The 22,469-nt window shown below is 71.1% G+C and carries 19 protein-coding genes; 7 read left to right on the top strand and 12 right to left on the bottom strand.

Going from position 1 to position 22,469, the window contains the following annotated elements; all coding sequences use genetic code 11:
- Positions 1-109: 109 nt before the first annotated feature.
- The 3 genes from ACFWWR_RS31430 to ACFWWR_RS31420 all read right to left on the bottom strand — a co-directional run bounded on the left by ACFWWR_RS31430 (position 110) and on the right by ACFWWR_RS31420 (position 2,982).
- Positions 110-1,546, bottom strand: coding sequence for a family 43 glycosylhydrolase (locus ACFWWR_RS31430; RefSeq protein ID WP_383868715.1), 1,437 nt, complete (start codon positions 1,544-1,546; stop codon positions 110-112).
- On the bottom strand, positions 1,528-2,505 hold the full coding sequence (locus tag ACFWWR_RS31425) for an arabinan endo-1,5-alpha-L-arabinosidase (protein ID WP_383868712.1): 978 nt from the start codon (positions 2,503-2,505) through the stop codon (positions 1,528-1,530). The genes ACFWWR_RS31430 and ACFWWR_RS31425 overlap by 19 nt, the downstream gene beginning before the upstream one ends.
- 168 nt (positions 2,506-2,673) lie before the next feature.
- Positions 2,674-2,982, bottom strand: a complete 309-nt coding sequence (locus ACFWWR_RS31420) for a hypothetical protein (protein WP_384306753.1) — start codon at positions 2,980-2,982, stop codon at positions 2,674-2,676.
- Positions 2,983-3,142: 160 nt separating this feature from the next.
- Between ACFWWR_RS31420 and ACFWWR_RS31415 the strand changes: the two genes are divergently transcribed.
- Entirely contained in the window at positions 3,143-3,919 is a 777-nt protein-coding gene (locus tag ACFWWR_RS31415; RefSeq protein WP_383868706.1) for an intradiol ring-cleavage dioxygenase, read from the top strand.
- 169 nt (positions 3,920-4,088) lie between these two features.
- On the opposite strand, the gene ACFWWR_RS31410 is transcribed toward ACFWWR_RS31415, so the two are convergent.
- Entirely contained in the window at positions 4,089-4,739 is a 651-nt protein-coding gene (locus ACFWWR_RS31410; RefSeq protein WP_383868703.1) for a DUF4360 domain-containing protein, read from the bottom strand.
- Between the two features lie 215 nt (positions 4,740-4,954).
- Here ACFWWR_RS31410 and ACFWWR_RS31405 point away from each other — a divergent pair, with 215 nt between their 5' ends.
- Complete coding sequence (locus ACFWWR_RS31405; protein WP_384306751.1) at positions 4,955-5,149, top strand: hypothetical protein; 195 nt, start codon at positions 4,955-4,957, stop codon at positions 5,147-5,149.
- A 67-nt stretch (positions 5,150-5,216) separates the two neighbouring features.
- Here the strand turns inward: ACFWWR_RS31405 and ACFWWR_RS31400 are convergent, their stop codons facing one another.
- Entirely contained in the window at positions 5,217-5,675 is a 459-nt protein-coding gene (locus ACFWWR_RS31400) for an RrF2 family transcriptional regulator (RefSeq protein ID WP_383868697.1), read from the bottom strand.
- An 82-nt stretch (positions 5,676-5,757) separates the two neighbouring features.
- On the opposite strand from ACFWWR_RS31400, the gene ACFWWR_RS31395 reads away from it, so the two are divergent.
- On the top strand, positions 5,758-8,754 hold the full coding sequence (locus tag ACFWWR_RS31395; protein WP_384306748.1) for a beta-galactosidase: 2,997 nt from the start codon (positions 5,758-5,760) through the stop codon (positions 8,752-8,754).
- Positions 8,755-8,774: 20 nt separating this feature from the next.
- Here the strand turns inward: ACFWWR_RS31395 and ACFWWR_RS31390 are convergent, their stop codons facing one another.
- From ACFWWR_RS31390 to ACFWWR_RS31370, 5 genes are all read right to left on the bottom strand, one after another.
- Complete coding sequence (locus ACFWWR_RS31390; RefSeq protein WP_383868692.1) at positions 8,775-10,292, bottom strand: alpha-N-arabinofuranosidase; 1,518 nt, start codon at positions 10,290-10,292, stop codon at positions 8,775-8,777.
- 101 nt (positions 10,293-10,393) lie between these two features.
- Entirely contained in the window at positions 10,394-11,365 is a 972-nt protein-coding gene (locus ACFWWR_RS31385) for an arabinan endo-1,5-alpha-L-arabinosidase (protein WP_384306745.1), read from the bottom strand.
- A gap of 9 nt (positions 11,366-11,374) precedes the next feature.
- Positions 11,375-12,232, bottom strand: coding sequence for a carbohydrate ABC transporter permease (locus ACFWWR_RS31380; RefSeq protein ID WP_383868687.1), 858 nt, complete (start codon positions 12,230-12,232; stop codon positions 11,375-11,377).
- Positions 12,229-13,176 (bottom strand): carbohydrate ABC transporter permease, encoded by a 948-nt coding sequence (locus tag ACFWWR_RS31375; RefSeq protein ID WP_384306743.1) that lies wholly within the window; start codon positions 13,174-13,176, stop codon positions 12,229-12,231. The genes ACFWWR_RS31380 and ACFWWR_RS31375 overlap by 4 nt, the downstream gene beginning before the upstream one ends.
- Positions 13,173-14,537: an extracellular solute-binding protein gene (locus ACFWWR_RS31370; RefSeq protein WP_383868680.1), complete on the bottom strand. Its 1,365-nt coding sequence runs from the start codon at positions 14,535-14,537 to the stop codon at positions 13,173-13,175. The genes ACFWWR_RS31375 and ACFWWR_RS31370 overlap by 4 nt, the downstream gene beginning before the upstream one ends.
- A gap of 241 nt (positions 14,538-14,778) precedes the next feature.
- Here ACFWWR_RS31370 and ACFWWR_RS31365 point away from each other — a divergent pair, with 241 nt between their 5' ends.
- Genes ACFWWR_RS31365 through ACFWWR_RS31355 form a run of 3 tightly spaced genes read left to right on the top strand, consistent with a single transcriptional unit; the run spans position 14,779 to position 18,069 of the window.
- Positions 14,779-15,387 carry a toxin-antitoxin system, toxin component family protein gene (locus ACFWWR_RS31365; RefSeq protein WP_383868677.1) on the top strand — a complete coding sequence of 203 codons (609 nt, stop codon included), beginning with the start codon at positions 14,779-14,781 and terminating at the stop codon, positions 15,385-15,387.
- A gap of 29 nt (positions 15,388-15,416) precedes the next feature.
- A complete protein-coding gene (locus ACFWWR_RS31360; protein WP_383868734.1) occupies positions 15,417-16,673 on the top strand; it encodes an MAB_1171c family putative transporter in 1,257 nt (418 codons plus the stop codon).
- Complete coding sequence (locus tag ACFWWR_RS31355) at positions 16,666-18,069, top strand: NAD(P)/FAD-dependent oxidoreductase (RefSeq protein WP_384306740.1); 1,404 nt, start codon at positions 16,666-16,668, stop codon at positions 18,067-18,069. The genes ACFWWR_RS31360 and ACFWWR_RS31355 overlap by 8 nt, the downstream gene beginning before the upstream one ends.
- Positions 18,070-18,708: 639 nt before the next feature.
- Here ACFWWR_RS31355 and ACFWWR_RS31350 read toward each other — a convergent pair.
- Both ACFWWR_RS31350 and ACFWWR_RS31345 read right to left on the bottom strand, forming a co-directional pair.
- Positions 18,709-19,557, bottom strand: a complete 849-nt coding sequence (locus ACFWWR_RS31350; RefSeq protein WP_384306737.1) for an SMP-30/gluconolactonase/LRE family protein — start codon at positions 19,555-19,557, stop codon at positions 18,709-18,711.
- The gene (locus ACFWWR_RS31345; protein WP_383868669.1) at positions 19,554-20,327 is read right to left on the bottom strand and encodes an IclR family transcriptional regulator; all 774 of its coding nucleotides are present in this window, start codon (positions 20,325-20,327) and stop codon (positions 19,554-19,556) included. The genes ACFWWR_RS31350 and ACFWWR_RS31345 overlap by 4 nt, the downstream gene beginning before the upstream one ends.
- 209 nt (positions 20,328-20,536) lie before the next feature.
- On the opposite strand from ACFWWR_RS31345, the gene ACFWWR_RS31340 reads away from it, so the two are divergent.
- Positions 20,537-22,423, top strand: coding sequence for a hypothetical protein (locus ACFWWR_RS31340; RefSeq protein ID WP_384306735.1), 1,887 nt, complete (start codon positions 20,537-20,539; stop codon positions 22,421-22,423).
- The last annotated feature ends 46 nt before the right edge of the window (positions 22,424-22,469 follow it).

Raw genomic sequence — 22,469 nt, 5'->3', positions numbered from 1 at the left:
GGCTGATTTCAGCCCCTCCGGCGTTTGAGGAGCGGGGGCTGGGGCGGAGCCCCAGAAGGACGGGACGGGAAGGGGCGGCGGGGGCGAGAAACCGCCCCTGGGGGCTGCCTTAAACCGGGTTCAGCCTCCACTGCTGGCAGGCGTTGTTCAGCCACGACCACTGCCGCACGTCGGCCGAGTCCGCGGTGGAGCAGTTCGCGACGTCGGCGACCTTGCCGGTGGCCTGGTTCACGATGCGGACGTAGCCGCTGTCGGTGGCCAGGAACCGGAACCGCTGGCAGGTGTTGTTCAGCCAGGACCACTGCCGCAGGTCGGCACCGTCGGCGGACGAGCAGTCGGCGGTGTCGAGCACCTTGCCGGTGGCCACGTTGACGAGCCGGCTGGTGTCGTCACCCTGGTCCTCGATCCGCCACTTCTGGTTGTTGCCGCCGCTGCACGTGTACTGCTGGACATTGGCACCGTCGGCCGTCGAACTCCCGGCGACGTCCAGGCACTTGCCGCTGTTGCGGTTGCTGATGGTGTACGTCGTCGAGGCGGCGGACGGCTCACCGGACGGTCCGGTCATGCTCGCCCCGAGCGCGACCGGCGTACCGAGGTTCGGCGTGCCGTCCGCGTTCCAGGTGAACTTCTGCGCCCGGGTCGTACGCCCGTTGTCGCAGCCGTCGGAGGCGGAGTCGTTGGCGTGGTAGACGATCCAGTTCTCGGTGCCGTCCGGCGAGGTGAAGAAGCCGTTGTGGCCCGGCCCGTAGACCCCGGCCGCGTCGTTCCGCTGGAACACGGGGGTGGACTTCTTCGTCCAGGAGGACGCGGCGAGCGGATCGGAGCCGGTGAGGGTGAGCTGGCCGAGCTTGTAGTCGGGGGTCCAGCAGCCGCTCGCCGAGTAGATCAGGAACGTCTTCCCGCCGCGCTGGAGGATCTCCGGCCCTTCGTTGACCGTACCGCCGGACCTCTCCCAGGAGTTGGTCGGCGTGGAGATGGTGGAGAAGCCGGTGGCGAGGGTGTACGGGTTGGACATCCGCGCCGCGACGAGGTTCTGTGTGCCTCCTCCGCTCGCGCTGCCGAACAGGTACAGCTGCCCGTTGATGGTGGCGACCGTCGGGTCCAGCATCCAGGCGGAGTTGAGCTGGTTCTTGTAGGTGTACGGGCCCATCGGATCCGAGCCCGCGCTCTCCAGGACGTGGGTGCGCTGCGTCGGGTTGTAGTCGGAGACGTTCTGTCCGGCGACGTAGTACAGGTACCAGCGGCCGTTGAGGAAGTGGAGCTCGGGCGCCCAGGTGTTGAAGCCCGGGGAGGCGGCGTCGCCCTTCCACACCTGGACGCTGGGCGCGGTGGCCAGACCGGCGAGGGTGGCCGACTTGCGCAGGGTGATGACGTCGGTCCAACTGGTCGTCACCATGTAGTAGTTGCCGTTGTAGAACGAGATCCAGGGGTCGGCGCCCTTCTGCGTCTTGATCGCGTTGGTGAACGACGCCGCGCTCGCGGACGACTGTCCGAGCGACAGGGCCAGCAGCAGGGCTGCCAGCAGGGTCAGTATGCGACGGGCCATCCGGTGCTCCAGTTCAGTAGGTTGACGCCCAGCTTGGGCGTCCCGTTGTCGTTGCCGTCGTAGTAGTGGTAGACGATCAGGTCCCCGTCGGAGTCGTTCATGATCGACTGGCCGCCGGGGCCGATGACGCTGCCGTGGGTCTCCAGCACGGGCGTCCCGCCGTTGTTCGTCATCGAGACGCCGTTCTTGTCGTAGTACGGCCCGGTGACACCGGTGGCCCGGCCGACCTTGACCTTGTACGTCGAGCTCGTGCCGGCGCAGCAGGTGTCGTACGAGGCGAAGAGGTAGTAGTAGCCGCCCCGCTTGACGATGTACGGGGCTTCGACGGCCTTGGTCCCGGTGGGGCGGGAGGCGAGCGAGTAGCGGGTGGTGTTGGAGGAGAGCTGCTTGCCGGTGGCGGGGTTGATCTGGATCATCTTGATCCCGGTCCACCAACTGCCGAAGGACAGCCACCACTTGCCGTCGCCGTCCACGAAGAGGTTCGGGTCGATGGCGTTGTAGTCGCTGGAGGTGGTGGAGGTGTAGACGGTGCCCTGGTCGGTCCAGGAGCCGGGCAGCCCGGTCGTCGAGGTCGCCAGTCCGATGGCGGACCTGTTCGAGCCGAAGGTCGAGACGGCGTAGTACATGAGGTACTTGCCGCCCTGGTAGGAGATGTCGGGCGCCCAGGCCTCGGTGGCGTACGACGACCACCAGCCCGGCTTGGCGGAGAAGGCGTCGGCACCGCCGGTGAAGGCGGTCCGGTCGGTGGAGGTCTTGTAGTCGAGGCCGCCGCCGGTGCCGTACAGCAGGTAGCGGCCGGCGGAGGTGCGGATCATCGTCGGGTCGTGCACGACCACGTCGCCGGTGACCCGGCCGGGATTGGGGTACGCGGACGCGCTGCTCGGTATGAGGGCGAGCAGGACGGCGGCGGGGACGGCGAGGAGTGCGGTTCTGCGGGACGTACGGGAGGTGCGGCTCACGCGAGGCCTCCTTGCGGGGGGATACGGTCCGTTCGGTATTTCGATCACCGATCAGAACTTCGGACGGACCGTAGAATCGAACCCCTTGCGCGTCAATGGTCCGCGCAGCCCCAGTAGTCGCTCCCCGGGTACAGAACCTCCTCTGTCACGACCGCGGCGAGGCCCTCCTCACGCCCCCGGACCGAAATCCGCCTCCAACCGCTCCCTCCAGCCCGCGTCCGCCAGCCCCGCCCCCACCAGCACATCGCGCCAGTCCTCCTTGGCCAGCTGCAGGGCGTCGAGGAGACGGTCCATGCGGCCGTGGCTGCACAGGAGGGTCGCGGCGGCGATGCGTTCCTTGTCCTCGCCGTCGCCGCGCTCGGTGAGGTGGTGGACGAGTTCGGCGAGGAGTTCCTCCACGACCCGGCCGTCGCGGCCGGGGAAGTCCTTGGCGATGCGCTGTTCGACGCGTCCGGTCAGCCTCATTCGTACTCCCATGCGAAACCCTTCGAAGCTTTTGACCTGTTTCATCCCTTTAGGTCGCCACGCTACCTCGCCCCACCCGTCCCGACGGGCTGTCTCGCAAGGGACTTGACGGATTGTCGCTTTACCCGACTGACAGCAGGCAGACAGGATCCGCTTCTACGGTGCCGTGTTCATGACAGACACCTCTCCGAACAGCAGAGCAGAAGCAGCCCTCGTCCGGCGCCGCACCGTGCTGATCGCCACCGGCGCGACCGCCGCGACCCTGGCCGTGGGCGCGGCCCCCGAGGCCCCCGCCACCGACCCGGCCGCCGCGGTCCCTGCCGCCGCCGCGGCGGTCTGCACCCTCACGAAGGAGATGACCGAAGGCCCCTACTACCTCGACGGACAGTACGTCCGCTCCGACATCAGCGAGGACAAGACCGGCTTCCCCCTCCGGCTGACACTCACCGTCGTCGACGACGACACCTGCGTCCCCCTGGGCGACGCCCTCGTCGAGATCTGGCACTGCGACGCGCTCGGCGAGTACTCCGGTTTCGTCGGCAACAACGGCCACGACGAGCCCGACAACGGCACCTTCCTGCGCGGCGGCGTGCTGACGAACTCCAGCGGCGTCGCGAGCATCACGACCGTCTACCCGGGCTGGTACCGCGGCCGCTGCGTCCACATCCACATCAAGGTGCACACGGACGTCACCCTGACCTCGGACGGCTCGTTCACCGGCGGCCAGGAACTGCACACCGGGCAGCTCTTCTTCGACGAGACGGTCACGGTCCGGGTCGGCGCCCTCGCGCCGTACTCTGCCAACACGGTCCCCCGCACCACCCTCGCCCAGGACTCCATCTACGACGAGGGAGGCGCCGCGTCCGGCCTCCTCACCCTCACCGCCCTGGGCAGCTCACCCTCCGCCGGCTACGCCGGCTCGCTCACCCTGGGCGTCGAGCAGAACTGACGCGACTGCCCGCCCCAAGGTGCCCTGGGGGACGGTACGCCGGACGTGCGGTCCCCCAGGGCCCGAGGGTCCGGAGGAACGTCGAGGCGCCGCCTGGGCCGACCTCCTCACGCACGTCACGGACCGACCGCGGTGGCCCCGCCGCTCACGGGGCCACCGCGGCACCTCGTCACGACTCCGGGCACTCCTTCCACGCCAGGTGGTACACCGTGCTGATGTCGCCATCCGTCGAGTCCATCGTCATGAAGCTGACCTTGCCCGGCGCCTGGCTGCCGGCCGTCACGCGGAGCTCGGTGTTGATGTTGAAGTTGCGCTGGACTCCGCAGGGCGCCCAGACCAGTTGGGCCCAGTCCGTCGTGTCGGTGGCCTGCCAGTTGTCGTTGAGGGGGCCGGTGAAGGGGTGGCTCTTGTACACCGTGCTCGACGAGCCCTGGAAGTAGTACGAGGCTCTCTGGACGGCGCTCGCCCCGGACTGGAGTGCGGCGAAGCCGCGGTAGTCCGCGCTGGCGACGGCGTACGTGAAGCCCTGCGGGACGTGGACGAGCAGGTTGAGCTGGCAGTTCTTGCGGAAGGCCGTGGGGTCCGAGTTGCCGCCGGCCTGGGCGAGGTAGTCGCTGTAGGTCACAGTGAAGGCGGTGTTGTCCTCGGAGACGGCCACCGCGGCCGTGCCCTGCGGACAGCCGGAGCCGTTCACCGTGGCGACCTTGATGACGATCTTGTCCGGGGGCGGGTCCTCGAACCCGGAGGACGGGCTTTGCGCGGGCAGTGCGGCGGTGAGGAGCGCGGTGATCGCGCCACCCAGGAGCAGGCCAGTGGCCACTGTCTCTCCCTTTCGGTGGGATCGGTGGGGGGTGGATGCGCCCCGGCTCCGGATTCCAACCCTGTGGAGACTCTGTGCAGTTGCTGTGGAGACGCGGGGCGATCGCATCGTAGGGAGCCCCGACCTGTCACGGACAGGTCGAACTCCGGCCATTCACCCCGACCCGTTCACACCTTGGTGCCCGGCGCCGGCAGCAGGGTGGTGGAGGTGACGCCGTGGGCCATGCCGAGGCTGCCGTCCACGCGCCGGGCGCCGAGGCCCGCGAGGGCGAGCAGAAGCAGCGTGCGCAGGGGTCGTCCCGTCGTTTCCCGGGCTTCCCGGGTTTCCCGGTTTTCCTGGGCTTCCTGGGCTTCCTGGGCTTCCTGGGCTTCCTGGGCTTCCTGGGTTTCCTACTGGGTGAGTGGGGATGAACGGGACGTGACCCCGGGTCGTCATTCTGGGTGGAACCTGAGACCCGAATGCGGAGCGCTCACGGGCTCAGGGGTTCTCCCAGGCGGCCGGTTCGGCCGCCAACCGCTGTACCGGCTCGGGCAGGGCGTCCGCCGCGATGTCGGCGATGGTGACGCCCTCCAGGATCCTGCGGACGTTGGCGCGCAGCGCGATCCACAGCGGCAGCAGGGGCTGGGCCGATCCGGTGTACGCGAGGCCGGTGGGCCGTTCGCCGCGCACCGACACGATGGGCCCGTCGACTGCGCGGATGACGTCGGCGACCGTGATCGCGGTGGCCTCGCGGGCCAGCCGGTAACCGCCGCCCCCGCCGCGCCGGCTGTCGACGATGCCGCCGCGCCGCAGGTCGCCGAGGATGCCTTCCAGGAACTTGTGCGGAATGCCCTGGACGGCCGCGACGGTCTCCGCCTTCACCGGTCCGCCGTCCTGTCGTACGGCGAGCTCCAGCACCGCCCGTACCGCGTAGTCCGCCCGCGCAGAGATCCTCATACGACAATTGTGCGGCGTCCGACCGTACAGAATGACCCAGCACCCCCGGTCGCGGACGACCAGCACAACAGGAGGCGCTCCCTTGGGGCTCAGCAGACGTACTTTCAGCGCCCTCGCCGGCACCACGGCGCTCGGCCTCGCGCTGAACGGCAGCGGCGGCTTCGCGACGAACGCCCCCGTGTCCCGCAGCGTGCCCACGGGGCCCGCCCCGGGCCCGCCGGCCGCCGACCGCCGCCGCCACTCGGTCGGCTTCGACCGGTACTCGCTGCTCGTCGACGGCAGACGGCTCGTGCTGTGGTCGGGCGAGATGCACCCGTTCCGGCTGCCGAGCCCCTCGCTGTGGCGGGACGTCCTGCAGAAGATGCGCGCGCACGGGTACAACGCGGTCAGCGCGTACGTCGCCTGGAACTACCACTCCCCCGCGCCCGGCGAGTACGACTTCACGGGCGTCCGCGACCTCGACCTGTTCCTGCGCACGGCCGCGGAGACCGGCCTGTACGTCGTCCTGCGCCCGGGCCCGTACATCAACGCGGAGGTCGACGGCGGCGGCTTCCCCGGCTGGCTCACGGCGACCGGGGGCCGGGCCCGCACCTCCGACCCGGCCTACCTGAAGTACGCCGACGAGTGGCTGACCGAGGTGAACGCGATCGCCGCCCGGCACCAGTTCACCCGGGGCACGGGCACGGTCCTGCTCTACCAGATCGAGAACGAGTACGACTCCTTCACCGGCGACCCGATCGGGCGGGAGTACATGTCCCACCTGTACAAGAAGGTGCGGGCCGACGGGATCGACGTACCGCTGTTCCACAACGACAAGGGCAGGAACGGCAGTTGGATTCCCGGGTCGTTCGACAGCGGGGGCGAGACGGGGCGCTGGCTGTACGGCTTCGACGGGTATCCCGATCCCGCCCGAGTGCCGCCGGACTGGGGGCACTTCGGCGTCGGCGGCAGCCAGGGCGGGGCCACCGCCAGCCCGAGGACGCCCGGTTTCCTTCCCGAGTTCGGCGGGGGCTGGTTCGATCCGTGGGGCGGTTCCACCTTCCGGGGCAAGGGGTACGCCGAGGCGCGGCGGACCCGGGACGCGGCGTACGAGCGGCGCTTCCACCTCACCAACCTCGCCAACGGCATCACGCTGAACAACGTCTACATGACCTTCGGCGGCACCTCCTGGGGCTGGCTGCCCGCGCCGGCCGTCTACACGTCGTACGACTACGGGGCGGCCATCGACGAGGGACGCAACCCCACCTCCAAGCTGGCGCCGATGCACCAGCTCGGGCATCTGCTGCAACGCGTCCCGGACTTCGCGAAGCTGGACCGGGCCCCGCAGGTGAGGGCGACGGACGACCGGCTGAAGGTGTACCACCTCACCAATCCCGACACCGGCTCCCATGTCTACGTCGTGCGCAACGACACCGACGAGGACATCTCCTCGACCATGCCGGACGCCGGGATCGAGGTGGCGTTCACCGTCCCGGCCCGGGACGCGCTGCTGCTGACCACCGAACTGGCCCTGGGACGCCGGAAGTTGCGGTACACCACCGTGCAGCCCATGTTCTGCCTCACGGCGGGACGGCAGGACATCGCCCTCTTCGCGGGGCGGTACGGCGACATGGCGCAGATCGCGCTGGAGAGCGCGCAGGACGTGGAGGCGACGCGGCTGGACACCGAGGCCGCGTGGATCTACGACCGCGGTCTGCTGCGGGTGACCGCGCCCCTCGGCATCGGCGGGCTGACCCGGGTCAGGGTCGAGGCCGCCGGGACCGAACGGCCGCTGCTGCTGCTCTTCGCCGACGAGGCGACGGCCCTGCGGCTGTGGCCGTACGACACCCCGTCGGGCACGGTGCTGGTGTACGGCCCGGCGCTGGTGCGCGACGTGACCGTGCGCGGCGGCACGGTGCACGTGACCGGCGACACGAAGGGCGAGACCGGCCTGGAGGTGTGGGGACCGCGCGGTACCGGCGAAGTCACCTGGAACCGGCGCCCGTTGCGCACCCGGCTCAGCGTCACCGGCAGCCTGCTGGCCGAGCGACTGCTGCCCGGCGTGGGCCCGGTCGCGCTGCCCGCCCTGGACTCCGGCTGGCGGCGACGCACGGAGGACCCCGAGTCCGAGCCGGACTTCGACGACTCGGCGTGGAAGGTCGCCGACAAGAAGACGTCGTTCAGCATCACGCCCGTGCCCGCGGGACAGCCCGTCCTCTTCGCGGACGACTACGGCTTCCACTACGGCGACGTCTGGTACCGGGGACGCTTCACCGGCGCATCCGGTGTCGAATCGGTCTCCCTCTCGTACAGCACGGGCACGCAGGGCCTGCTGATGGCCTGGCTGGACGGGACACCGCTGGGCACGCACCGCATGCCGGTGCCGGACAAGGACACCGTGGGGCAGGGCAGCTGGGCGGAGACGGCCACCTTCACCCTCTCCCGAAAGCTCCGCGAGAAGCTCCGCGTGGGGGGCGCCGACACCCACGTCCTGTCCGTCCTCGTCCGCCGCATGCAGCACGACCAGGACGGTGCGGCGGACGACGCGCACAAGGTGGCGCGCGGTCTCACGGCGGTCACCTTCGAGGGGACCTCTCCGAAGCCGGAGGTGAGCTGGCGGCTGCAGGGCGCGGGCGAGCCCGACCCGGTGCGCGGGCCGCTGAACAACGGCGGGCTGTTCGGGGAGCGGGAGGGCTGGCACCTGCCCGGGTTCGCGGACGGCGAGTGGAAGCGGGTGGACCTCCCGCACGCCGACCACGGCCAGGGCGTCACCTGGTACCGGAAGACCTTCCGGCTGGCCGTCGACGCCGGGACCGACGCCTCGATCGGGCTCACCCTCGACGACGACCCGGACCGGGCCTACCGTGTCCAGATCTTCCTCAACGGCTGGAACATGGGCCAGTACATCAACGACGTGGGCCCGCAGCACACCTTCGTCCTGCCGAACGGGATCCTGCGCACACGTGGCACCAACACCCTCGCCCTGGCGGTCCTGTCCGACGGGACCACACCGTCGGGCCTGCGGGACGTACGCCTGACGCTGCTCGGAGCGGCGGCCGGAGGAGTGCCGGTGACACCGGTGGACTCCCCCGGCCGCTGACGACCCGAGTGCTGTGCGTCCTACGCCAGCCGGATCACGTTCCAGGACAGCGGTTCCAGTACGGCGGTCAGCGTGCCGTCCGTCAGGGCCGTGCCCTCGACCGGGTGCGGGGCGACGCGCTCGGGGTCGTCGAGCGTGTTGCGGGCGTCCGGGTCGGTGTCCGCGAGGGCGCTGTGCTCGACGACCGAGGACAGGTCGAGGCCGCTCAGGGCGACTTCGAGAGGCAGCGCGTCGGACCGGCTGCGGTTGACCGCGAAGACGGTGACCGTGCCGTCCTCCGCGCGCACCGCGGTGGCGTGCAGGAGGTCGGTCTCGCCGTACTTCTTCGTCTCGTACTTCGGCGAGTCGACCCGCACGTCGAGTACCTGGCCCCGGCCGTACTTCGAGGCCTGCGCGAACGGGAAGAACGTCGTCTGCCGCCAGGCCGGGCCGCCAGGCTCGGTCATGATCGGGGCGATGACGTTGACGAGCTGGGCGAGACAGGCGACGGTGACGCGGTCGGCGTGCCGGAGGAGGGCGATGAGCAGTGAGCCGAAGACGACCGCGTCCGTGACGCTGTAGTTGTCCTCCAGCAGGCGCGGGGCCTCGGGCCAGTCGTCCTGTTGGAAGGTCTTCGCGTGCTCCTCCCACTCGGGCAGGTACCAGACGTTCCACTCGTCGAAGGACAGGTTGATCCGCTTCTTCGACTTGAGCGTCGCGCCCACGTGGTCGGCGGTCGCGACGACGTTGTCGATGAAGGACTCCATGTCGACGGCGGAGGCGAGGAAGGAGTCGACGTCGCCGTTCTCCGGCCAGTAGTAGGCGTGCAGGGAGATGTAGTCGACGAGGTCGTACGCCTCCTTGAGGACCGTCGCCTCCCACTCGGCGAAGGTCGGCATGCTCTGGCTGGAGGAGCCGCAGGCGACCAGTTCCACGCTCGGGTCGATCTGGCGCATCGCACGGGCCGTCTCCGCGGCGATCCGGCCGTACTCCTCGGCCGTCTTGTGGCCGGTCTGCCAGGGGCCGTCCATCTCGTTGCCCAGGCACCACAGCCTGATGCCGAAGGGGTCCTTGTCGCCGTGGGCGATGCGCTGCTCGGCGAGGGCGGTGCCGGAGGTGTGGTTGGCGTACTCCTGGAGTTCCAGGGCCTCGGCGACGCCGCGGGTGCCGAGGTTGACGGCCATCATGGGTTCGGCCTGCGGGCCGAGCTTGCGGAGGAAGGCGATGTACTCGGAGAGGCCGAAGCGGTTCGTCTCGGTGGAGTGCCAGGCCAGGTCCAGGCGGCGGGGGCGGTCCTCCGCCGGGCCGACGGAGTCCTCCCACTTGTAGCCGGAGACGAAGTTGCCGCCGGGATAGCGGATGGCCGTCGCGCCGAGTTCGCGGACCAGGTCCAGGACGTCGGTGCGGATGCCGTCCTCGTCGGCCAAGGGGTGGCCCGGTTCGAAGATGCCGGTGTAGACGCAGCGGCCGAGGTGTTCGACGAAGGAGCCGAAGAGGCGGGGGTTCACCTCGCCGACGGTGAAGGCGGGGTCGAGGGTGAAGCGGGCGGTCGTGCTCATGGGGTCCTTTCGGGGTGGTTCCGTCTCGTCGCCGGGTGCGGGTCGTGTGTGGCTGGTCGCGCCCACGCGGCGGAGCCGCAAATTGACGCAGCCCCGCGCCCCTAAGACAGCTTGGGCCAGCCGTCCTTTGTCCAGTTCAGCTTGTTCAGCCCCAGCTTCGGTGTGCCGTTGTCCTCTGCGTCGTAGTAGTGGTACGCCAGCCAGGCCCGGCCTCGGTCGGTGAACACCGACTGGCCTCCTGGTCCCACGTATCTGCCGTGGCCGGCGAGGAGCAGGTCGCCGCCGCCCTCCAGCATGGGCTTGCCCGTGCTGTCGACGTACGGGCCCGTCACCTTCGTCGACCTGGCCACCCTGATCTTGTACGTCGAGTTCACGCCGGAGCAACAGGCGTCGTACGAGGCGAAGAGGTAGTAGTGGCGGCCGTGCTTGACGATGTAGGGGCCCTCGACGGCGTACGGCGCGTCGGGGCGGGTGGCCAGGTGGTGGACCGTGGTGTCCGGCACCGCCTTGCCCGTCCTCGGGTTCAGCTCGACCATCCGGATGCCCGTCCAGTACGAGCCGAACGACATCCACAGCCGGCCGTCCGCCCGGACGATCGCCGGGTCGATGGCGTTCCAGGTGTCGGTCGTCTCGGAGGTGAAGACCTTGCCGTGGTCGGTCCAGGTGCCGGGGAGGCCGGTCGGGGAGGTGGCGACGCCGATCGCGGAGTGGTTGGTGCCCCAGGAGGAGACGGCGTAGTAGAGCCAGTACCTGCCCGCCCGGTAGGAGATGTCGGGGGCCCAGGGGTCGCCGGTGTCGTTGTACTCGTACCACCAGCTCGGCGGCTCGGCGAAGGCGTTGCCCGCGTCGTCCCAGTGGACCCGGTCCGCGGAGACGCGGGCGCCGATCACACCGCCGGTCGAATAGGCGACGTAGCCGCCGGACCTGAGGCGGATGACGGTCGGGTCGTGGATGATCTGCTGGCCGGTGACGGTCTGCGGGTCCGGGTACGTCACGTCGGCGCGGGCCGTGTTCGGCAGCAGGGCGACCACGGCCGCGGCGAGCAGGGCCGCGAGTCTGAAGCGCTTCGGCACCAGGGCTCCTTACTGACCCGCCAGACCCGTGTGGGCCACGCCCCGCACGATCTGGCTCTGGAAGAAGACGAACACGACGATCAGCGGAAGGCCCGCGAGGAGGCCGCCGGCCATGAGCTGGGGCCAGACGATGCCGAAGGCGTTCTGCACGGTGGCGATGCCGTTCGGCATGGTCATCAGGTCGGGGTTGTTGGTCACCATGTAGGGCCAGATGAAGTTGTTCCAGGACGCGATGAAGGTGAAGATCCCGACGGCCGACAGCGACGGCTTGGACAGGGGCAGGACGATGGTGAAGAAGATCCGCCAGCGGCCGGCGCCGTCGATGAAGGCGGCCTCCTCCAGTTCCCGCGGCAGCGACTGGAAGAACTTGTAGAGGATGTAGACCATCGCGGCCGGCGCGCACTGCGGGAGGATCATGCCCCAGTAGGTGTCGACCATCCCGAGCGCCTGCACGGTGGTGAAGAGCGGGACGCCGAGGATCGCCGGGGAGAACATCAGGCCCGCCATCGTGAGGGCCATCAGGGCGGACTTGCCGCGGAACTCGGTGCGCGCGAAGCCGTAGGCCGCGAGCGAGGCGGTGAGCAGCACGATGAACGTGACGCAGACGGAGACGACGACGGAGTTCACGAACCAGTTGGGGATGTTGCCCGCGTCGATGACGCCCTTCCAGGCCTCGAAGGTGAGGTCGTCCGGGATCCAGTGCGGGGACATCACCGACTCGGTGGGGCTCTTCAGGGACGTCGACAGGGCCCAGACCATCGGGGCGACCCAGACCGCGGACAGGGCCAGGGCGACGATCGTCAGGGCGATCTGTGCCGGCGTCCAGGTGCTTCGGGGCTTGCGTACGACAGGAGTCGGCGTCGTCATCGGGAGGTTCCCTCCTCGCGGTTGCGCAGCAGCCACATCCGACCGAGGGCGACCACGGCGATGATGAGGAACAGGATGAAGGAGATCGCGGAGGCGTAGCCCACGCGGTAGCTGGTGAAGCCCTGTTCGAGGGTGTACTGGACGAAGGTGCGCGTCGACTCCTCGGGGCCCGGGCCGAACTGGTACATCACGACGGCCTGGTCGAAGACCTGGAGTGAGGCGAGGATCTGCAGGGCGAGGACCAGGCCGGTGATGTTGCGCAGGTTGGGCACGGTGATGTGGGCCAGGCGCTGGAAGGCGCCCGCCCCGTCCAGCTCGGCGGCCTCGTAGAGGTGGTGGGGGATGGCCTGGAGGGCCGCCAGGTAGAGGAGGAACGAGAAGCCGACCGTCCACCACAGGGTCGCGATGACCACGGCGAGCATGGCGGTGGACTTCTGGGTGAGCCAGGGGGTTTCCAGGCCGAGGACGTGGTTGACCATGCCGTTGACGGGCTGGAACAGCCACCACCACAGGTTGCCGATGACGGCCGACGGCAGCAGGAAGGGCGCGAAGAAGCAGAGCCGCCACAGCCACTTGAAGTGCACGGTGTGGTGGGCGATCAACGCCATCAGGAGGGCCACGACGACGATCGCCGGGACGACGTACAGGGTGAACTGGACGCTGTGCCACAGCGACGACCAGACGAGGTCGTCCTTCAGTGCCTCCCGGTAGTTGTCGAGGCCGATGAAGCTGGTGTGGTCGCCGGAGATGTTGGCGTCGGTCAGGCTGAGGTAGAGGCCGCGGGCGACCGGCACGATGACGAAGAGGCCGTAGAGGATCAGGAACGGGGCGACGAACCAGCCGCCGTGCTGGAAGCGGCGGCCCCAGCGGACCCGGGCGGACTCGGCGGCGGTGGCCGTGCGGGGGCGCAGGGCGGGCGCGAGGGTGGTCGTGGTGCTGCTCATGCGGCGCCTCCCGTGACCGTGAGCTCCTCGGCGGCGGTGCGGCCGTCCATCGGGTTCTTCATGGCGAGCAGTTGCTCCAGGGCCGACTTCATCCGGCGGGCCGCGGTGTCCGGTTTGGCGGAGCCGAGGTTGGAGGCGGCGATGATCGGGCCGACGCGCTGGGCGAGGATGCCGGTGGAGCCGGCGAACCAGACGCGGGGTTCGGTGGCCGGGTGGTCCATGGCCGGTCTGGAGTACTCGTTCTGCGGGGCGAGTTCGAGGTACGCCCGGTCCTTGAAGGTGGGGAGGTAGGCGGGGACGTGACCGCCGGCCGCCCAGGCGGTGGCGTGGGTGACCATGTAGGCGGCGAGCAGGTGCGCGGCCTCGTTGGCGGCGCCGCCGCGGTCGGACTGGTGGGGCAGCACGAAGGAGTGCGACTCGGCGTGCGTGGCCGGGGTGCCGAAGACCGGGGGCAGCGGCTGAGCGCCGTACTGGAGCTTCTCGCCGTTGAAGTACGGCACCGACCAGTTGCCCTCCCACACGAACGGCGATCCTCCGAGGAAGGCTTCGGCGTCCGTCTCACCGGGGTTCACATAGCCGTCGGTGACGTGCTTGCGGAAGAACTCCAGGACCTCGGTGGCCTTGTCGGTGTCGAAGGTGACGTCGGTGCGGTCGTCGTCGAAGTAGGTTCCGGCCAACTGCTGGTAGAAGGCGACGAAGAACCACCAGGCGAAGTTCTGGTCGTTGGCGTGCAGGCCGAGGGTCTGCTGACCGTTCCTCAGCCGTCCCTTGGCCGCCTTGAGGATCTCGAACCACTCGTCGGTGGAGCCGGCGGCGGGCAGCCTGCCGTCGGCGTCGAGGAGTCCGGCCTTCTCGCACACGTCCTTGCGGTAGAAGTTCAGCTGGACGTGGATGTCGAGGGGCAGGGCGTACAACTTGCCGTCCACGATGCCGCGTTGCCACAGCACGGGGTTGAAGTCGGACTCGCGGACGCCGTACTTGGCGAGCAGGTCCATGTCCCAGGGGTCCAGGAGGCGGCCGGGCGCGAAGCCGGGCACGCGGCCCTGGTGCATGACGGCGAGTTCCGGTGCGCGGTTGCCGGCGGCGGCCATGGCGAGCTTGGTGTAGTAGGGGCCGCCCCAGGTGAGCGTGGAGGCCTTGACGGCGATCTCCGGGTTCGCCTTGCGGAAGGCGTCGACCATGGTGACCTGGTTGGCGCCGTCGCCGCCGCTGAAGAGGTTCCAGTAGCGCACGCGGGTGCGGGCGCTGGAGGCGAGTGCGTCGGCGCCGGTGCCGAGGGCCGCGAAGCCGAGGCTGCCCGCGACCGTCAGGCCGCCCGCAGCGGCCAGAAGTTGCCTGCGATTCAGGCCAGGTTGTCCCATTCCCCGCCCTCACTGTGTTCGGTATGCCGAATGGTGCCCGTAACTTCGAACGGGACCGTAGGTTCGAAGCGCTTGCGCGTCAATGGGTCGGACAGAAATGAGCGGTATCGAAAAGCGGCGGGTAAGGCTTTCGGAAAGTGATCGTTCCCCGTTGAACAACGGTCGCGGGATCGCATGACGCGGACAGTTCCGGGCGCGTAATCTCGGACGGGCCGCCGAACGGCGGTGAGAAGGGGGAGCGATGGACATCGCGGGCGCGCGAAGGACTGCGTCCCGGATCGCCGCGGCGCTGCGGAGTTCGCGGCGCGGCGCCACGATGCGGGGCCTGGCGGCCGACCTCGCCACCGCCCTGCGCGCCAGACCCCGTCCCCCCTCCGACGTCCGCGAGTTGTGCGCCGCGCTGTGCGAGGAGATGAGCGCCCGCCGCGGCGGCCGGCCCCTCGAACTGCGCTTCGAGCGGTTCCCCGACGAGATCGAAGTCACCGGCCTGTGGGTGGAGTTCCAGGACTTCGACCTCGTCATCGTCGAGGAACGGGCCGAGGCCATGCAGCAACTGGTCATCCTCGGACACGAGTTGTGGCACATGAACGCCGCGCACACCCACCACCACGTGGCCGGTACGGCGGCGGCGCACGCCCTGGCCGAGCAGCCCGGCTGGAAGGACGTGGCCCTGACCGTGGCCGCCCGTGACGGCTCCCGGCAGCGGGACGAGTCCGAGGCCGACGACTTCGGCCACCGCCTGGCCGCCGTCTTCCGGCCCCTGCTCTCCCGCGACGGGGACCCGGGCGCGCCCCTCGACCCGGTGCAGCGGTCCATGGGCTACCGCGGACGCGGAGGTACGGCGCGGTGATCACCGCCTTCGCACCGGTGTCCCCGCACCTGGCGGCGGGCCCGGCAGCTCTCGCGCTGGACCCGTCCCGTCTCCTCGGCGGGGTGCACATCTCCTTCTGGCTCCCGACCGCGGTCCTGACCGCCGCCCTGGCGATCAAGCTGCCCAGCATCGTCAAGATGTGGCGGGACCCGCTGCTGCGTGCCGTCGGCGGCCTGCTGCTGTTCGCCTGCGCGGTGTTCGTGTTCGCCGCCCCGGGCACCATCGCCTGGACCAACCGGGTCACCGGCGTCCCGAACATCTCGTCGCCCTGGGTGTACTCCCTGCTCACCACGCTCTGCGCGTCCTGGTTGCTGCTGATCATCGCCTGGCGCAACGGCCTCACCGACCGCGCGCACCGCACCCGCCGCGCCACCCGTTGGGTCGTCTCCGTCTACGCGGGGGTGATCGTCGCCCTGTGGGTGCTCTTCGCGCTCGCGGACACCCCCGTGGAGCGGCTGCGGGACCTGGACACGTACTACGCCAACACGCCGTTCATGCGCGAGCAGATCGTGCTCTACCTGACCGCGCACACGGTCGCCTCCACGGTCACGGCCCGGCTCGTCTGGAACTGGATCCGCACCGACGGCCTCGACGCCTGGCTGCGCTGGGGGCTGAGACTGCTGGGTGTCGGCTTCACGACGAACCTGTTCTTCGCCGCGGCCAAGCTCACCGCCGTGATCGCCCGCTGGACCGGCCACGACCTGGACTGGCTGTCCACCAACGTGGCGCCGTCGGCGGCCTGCGTCGCCGCCACCCTGGTCGCGGTCGGCTTCATCGTCCCGCACGCCGGCCAGTACCTTCAGGAGCGCTGGCGCCTGCGGGACCGCCACCGGCGCCTGCGGCCCCTCTACCTGCTGATGCGGACCGCGACGGGCGGCCGCGAGCCCTTCACGCTGCGCGCCACCGCCGAACTGCGCCTGATCCGCCGCGAGACGTTCATCCGCGACGGGCTGCTCCACCTGGCCCGGCACCTCGACGAGGACCTGCGCACCCGGTCCTACGACGCCGCCGTCGCCCTCGGCTTCGAGCGCGGCCGGGCACAGGCCCTCGCCGCCGCCGTGACGATCGTGGACGCCGTCTCGGGTGAGCGGTCCGCGGAGGCGGCGCCGGACGCCGCCCGCGACGAGCAGCCCTCCGAGCCGGACACCACGTATCTGCTGCGGGAGATCCAGGCCGTCTCCGAAGCCCTCCGCAGCCCCGACGACATCCTGGCGGTGCGCACCCGCGCCGCCGCCCCGGCAGAGAGCGTGTCCGCGCATGACTGAACCACCCACCCCCGCGAGAACCGCCGTCGTCCTGGGGGGCTCCCACACGGGCATGCTCGCGGCACGCGCACTGGCGGAGTTCGCCGACCGGGTCGTCGTCGTCGAACGCGACGTACTGCCCGAGGGTGCCGAGCCCCGCAAGGGTCTGCCGCAGGCAAGGCACGCCCACATGCTGTGGTCGGGCGGCGTGCGGGCGGTGGAGGAGCTGCTGCCGGGTGTCACCGGGGCACTCCGGGCGGCCGGGGCGCGCCGGGCGCCGGTCACCACGGACATGGTCGTCCTGGGCTCGCAGGGCTGGTTCCGGCGCTGGCCCGAGTCCCACCACGTGATCCTGGCCGGCCGTGACCTGCTGGACGCGACGATCCGCGCGCAGGTCCTCACGGACGAGCGGATCCAACTGGTCGACGGGGCCGAGGTGTTGGGTCTCGTGGGTACGGCGGCTGCCGTCACCGGGGTGCGGGTGCGCGTGCGCGACGAGGGCGAACGGGTCGTCGAGGCCGGCCTGGTCGTCGACGCCACGGGCCGCGGCTCCGGGGCCTCCCGGTGGCTCACGGCCCTCGGGCTGCCCGAGGCGGAGCGCCGCGAGGTCGACTCCGGGCTGGTGTACGCCAGCCGTCTCTACCTCGCGCCGGAACCTGCCCGGGACGGCTACCCGGTCGTCAACGTGCAGCCCGACCTCCGGGACGGGGTCCCGGGCCGGGCGGGCTTCCTGCTGCCCATCGAGAACGGCCGGTGGATCGTCACCCTGAACGGCACCCGCGGCGGCGAACCCTCCGCCGCGGGCGAGGACTTCGTGCGGTTCGCCCGCGAGGAGCTGCGGCACCCGGTGATCGGCGAACTGCTGGAGCAGGCCGAGCCGCTGTCCGACGTGTCGGTCACCCGCACGACCCTCAACCGCCGCCATTTCTTCGAGCGGATGCCGGTCTGGCCCGAGAACTTCACCGTCCTCGGCGACGCCCTGGCCGCGTTCAACCCGCTCTACGGTCACGGCCTGGCGGTCGGCGCGCAGAGCGCGCTGATCCTGCGGAACGTGGTACGGCGTCAGGGATGGGGCGCGCCGAAACTGTCCCGGCGGGTCCAGAAGGTGGTGGCCCGGCCGGTCGGCGCGGCCTGGGACCTCGCGACAGGCCAGGACGTGTTCTATCCGGGCGCCACGGAGGACGGCCCCACGCTCAGGGACCGGCTCCTGGCCGGGTACGTCGACCGGCTCATGTACACGGCCACGGGCAACGGCCGGATCGCCCGCCGGGTGACCGACGTGACGTCGCTCGAACGGGGGGCGGCGGTGCTGCTGGCTCCGTCGGTGCTGCTGGCGGCGGCGCTGGGCCCGCTCAAGCCCGCGCTGAACGGACCACCGCTGACAGAGATGGAGCGAAAGGCGGCCGGCCTGGCGTGACGCTCGCCAAGCCGCGGCCCGGCGAGCCGCGCACGGTCGGCGACCGGGCTGGCACGACCGCGGGCTGTCCACCGCCGAGACGAGGGACAGCCCATGCCGCCGGGCCGCGCGCGGTGCAACCACCGGGGCACCTCCCGCACGAGCCAGGCGCGGCCCCCGCAGCGGGCCGCCCGTCGGGCCGCGGACCGTCTGCCACCAAGACGGCCAACGGCCATGCCTCCCGCACCGCAGAAGCGCGGCCCCGCAGCGGGCCGGACTGGCGTGACGCCCCTCGAGCGGCAGGCAGTCTGCCACCCGAGACGACGGACAGCCCATGCCGCCAAGCCGCGCTCCGTTCAGCCGCCGGGGCACCTCCCGCACCGCAGAAGCGCAGCCCCCGCAGCGGGCCGGATTGACGTGACGCCTCGAGCCGCGCGCCGTCTGCGACCCGAGACGCCAACGGCCGGCCGCCAGGCCCCGCGCGGTTCGGCCACCTGGGCTGCTGCTCGCACACCGCAGAGGCGCGGCCGCCGCAGCGGGCCGGAGTTGGCGTGACGCCCCTCGAGCCGTGGGCTGTCTGCCGCCGGGGCGGCTTCCGGGCCGGTCAGGCGTGGCAGCAAGCTGTGCCGGGCTACGCGACCGGCCCGGTGCCGACGGGGCTCAGCCCGCGAACGCCGGTTGCGTCAGCCCCTTCCCCACGCCCGGCACCACCAGCAGCGACCCCGCCACCGGGTGCGGCGCGGACAAGCCCACGCGGGCTGTCGTGATGTACAGGTCGGTCAGGTCGGCGCCGCCGAACGCGCAGGCCGTCACGCGGGGGGTGGGCAGGTCGATGACGCGCTCCAGTTCGCCGCCCGGCGTGTAGCGGCGTACCGCCCCGCCGTCCCACAGCGCCACCCACACGCAGCCGTCGGCGTCGACCGTGAGGCCGTCGGGGAAGCCCGCGCCCTCCTCGATCTCCACCAGCGGGCGCCGGTTCAGGGGTCGGCCGTCGGCGAAGTCGAAGACGTCGACGCGGCGGGTCGGCGAGTCGATGTAGTACATCAGCCGGCCGTCGGGGCTCCAGCCCGTGCCGTTGCTCACCGCCACGTCGTCGAGGACGACGTCGGCCGTGCCGTCGCCGGTGATCCGGGACAGCGTGCCGCCGCCGGGCGCCTCGTCGTAGCGCATGGTTCCGGCCCACAGGGAGCCGTCGGGTGCGACGGCGGCGTCGTTGGCGCGGCGGCCGGGGACGGGCTCGTGGCGCAGCCAGCGGAAGGTGTCGTCGGGGTCCAGGAGGCCGACGCCGTCCCGGAGGTTGAGGACGACGCCGCCGTCCGCGCGCGGCTTGACCGCGCCCACGTGCTGTTCGGTGGTGCGGGAGGTACGACGGCCCGAGACCGGGTCGTAGGTGTTGACCCGCGAGCCCAGTATGTCGATCCAGAGGAGCCGGCCGGCCGCCGCGTCCCACGTCGGGCCCTCGCCGAGGGTCGCCTCCGCCCGGACCGCCACCTCGTACGCGTAGGTCACGGCATCCTCCGGTGACCGAGCCGCTCGGACAGTTCGGCGGCGCCCTTCGCGGCGAGCTGCTCCAGCTCGACACGGCGCTCGTCGCTCCAGCGGATCATCGGCACCGAGATGGACAGCGCGGCGACGACCCGGCCGGTGCGGTCCTGCACCGGCGCGGCCACACAGGAGACGTCCGGGTTGGACTCGCGGCGCTCCACGGCGACCCCGCGCTGCCGGATCTCCACGAGGGCCTCGCGCAGGGCGTCCGGCCGGGTGATGCTGTTGGGCGTCATCGCGACCAGATCGGCGTCTTCCGGGACACGCGCGGAGAGCTCGTGCTCGGGGAGGGAGGCCAGCAGCATCTTCCCGACGGAGGTGCAGTGGGCGGGCAGTCGCCGGCCCGCCGCGGAGACCATGCGCACGGCGTGCGTGGAGTCCACCTTGGCGATGTAGATGACGTCGGTGCCCTCCAGGATGGCCACGTGCACGGTCTCGTCGCAGGTCTCGGCGACCGAGCGGGCCACCTGCTGGCCCTCGGCGGCGAGGTCGAGCTGCTCGGCGTACCGGCTGCCCAGCTGGTACGGCCGTACGCCGAGCCGGTAGCGTCCCGGCTGTCCTGGCACCTGGACGATGTACGACCGGGCGGCGAGCGTGGTGACCAGCTCGTGGACGGTGGTGCGCGGCAGCTGCAGCCTGCGCACTATGTCGGGGGCGGAGAGTGTCCCGTCCCCGTCGAGAAAGAGCTCGAGAATGTCGAGAGCTCGGGTCACCGCAGGTACCAGGCGTCCCACGACCGGCCCCCTCCCTTGTGGTCTCAGCGTCTGTGTTCGAAATTTCAACAGACGATCGGCATGACGAACACAGGCTAGTCATAGAGGTATGTCCGGGCAATGGGCATGGCAGGTCACTTCCGCCTCATGCGTACAACCTTTCCTCCACCGAACCGTCATATCTGTGGAACTCCCATGGGGGGAGCTGGTCCCGAGCTATGGAGTGGTTGATGATTCGCGATTTCGCCGGCCTGCGCCGTGTCCGCCTCAGACGCGGCGCCGCCGCCCTGGCCCTCGTCACACTGAGCGCGGGCGGCTGGGCCTCGGCACCCACCGCGACCGCCGCCACCACGGTGGCCGGCTCGGCGTGCGTGCCGACGGCGGGCTTCACGGGCTGCCGACTGTACGACTTCACCGGCGACAAGGAGAGCTTCCAGGTCCCGTCCGGCGTGAACTCGCTGGACGTGCGGGCCTGGGGGCAGGGCGGCTGGGGCAGCAGCATGGCGACCGGCGGCGCGGGCGGATACGCCGCGGGCTCGCTGAAGGTCACGCCCGGCGAGACGCTGTCCGTCGCGGTCGGCGGGTACTACGTCGGCAAGGCGTTCGGCGACGCGCTGGGCGGCGCCGGCGGGGGCGGCTGGGCCGAGCCCGGCGGCAACAGCAGCGCCATCCGCACCAGCGGCGGCGACGCGCTGGTGATCGCCGGCGGCGGAGGCGGCGCTGGCGGCATCTCGACGGGCTACGGTTCCGGCGGTGCCGCGGGCGGCGAGAAGGGCCAGGACGGCTCCGAGTCGACCTTCGGCGGCAAGGGCGCCGACAAGAACACCGGTGGCGCGGCGACCGGCAACGGCGCCGCGGGGGCCGACGCCACCGCGGGCGGCCGCGGCGGTGCCGGCGGCAAGGGCAGCTCCGGCGGTGGCGGCGGCGGTGCCGGTTACGCGGGCGGCGGCGGTGGCGCGGGCACGGACGACCCGAGGGGCGACGGCAGCGGCAGCGGCGGAGGCGGCACCAGCTACGCGAACCCGGACCGGGTGACCGACGCGCGGGTGTTGGGCGGTGTCCGCAACGCGGCGCCCGCGAAGGACGACCCGTTCTGGTCGGGACCGTCGGAGCCGGAGACCGAGGGGGTCGCCGAGGGCGGCGCCAACCTCATCGGCGGCAACGGCCGCGTGGTGATCCAGTGGAAGGGTGCCGTCGCGCCCGCCGAGCTGAGCCCGGCCACCCCCGCGGAGCAGTCCGTCGAGCCGGGTTACGAGGTCCCCGCGATGGCCGCGGTGGTCCGGGACAAGGACGGCAAGCCGGTCGAGGGCGTCTCGGTGAAGTTCGCGATCAACGACCCGGAGAAGCTGGGCCTGAACTTCGGCGTGCGCGAGAACACCTCGTCCGTGGTGCTGGCGAGCGACGCCCAGGGCCGCGTGCAGACGCCGGTCATCTACACCGGCAGCAGCAAGAAGGGCGACTTCACCGTCCGCGCGACGGCGCCGGGCGGCCTGTCCACCGACTTCACCGTGCACATCAAGAACCTTGCGAACGAGGTGAAGGTCGTCGCCGGTGACAAGCAGCAGGCCGAGCCCGGCGAGCCCTTCGCCGAGGCGCTCCAGGTCCTGGTGACCGACGACGGCAAGCCGGCCGCCGGCGCGAAGGTGGACTACCGCGTCCAGGGCGACAGCTGGAACGGCCCCACGTTCGGGGGCCGGGCCGTCGGCGTCCAGGCGACGGCCGACGCCGAGGGCAAGGCCGTCACGCGCGAGCTGGTCGCCGGCACGGAACTCGGCACGTACACGGTCACCGCGACGGTCGGGGGCGGCGCGTCCGCGACCTTCACAGTCGAGGTCGTCGAGAAGGTCGAGTCCGACCCGTCGGCCTCGGCCTCGCCGTCGCCCAGCCCGTCCGGCTCCGCCGACGGCGTCACGGGCGGCACCGGTGACGACGACGGCTCGACCGCGGGTTCCGGCAACGACAACTCGACGCAGACCACCAGCGGTGGCGGTCTGGCCAGCACCGGTGCGGGCGGTATCGGCCTGATCGCGGGCGTGGCCGCTCTGCTCGCCGCCCTGGGCGTGGCGGCGGTGCGCTTCTCGCCGCGGCTGCGGGCCCGGTTCCAGAACGGGGGCTGACCTCCCGAAGCGGGTGATCCCCTGACCGGGGTGCGGGGCGTGCGAC

The sequence above is a fragment of the Streptomyces sp. NPDC058678 genome, from assembly GCF_042714835.1.
Classification (GTDB): domain Bacteria; phylum Actinomycetota; class Actinomycetes; order Streptomycetales; family Streptomycetaceae; genus Streptomyces.
Note: the sequence above shows the minus strand (reverse complement) of the source record. Positions and strands in the feature narration are given on the sequence as shown.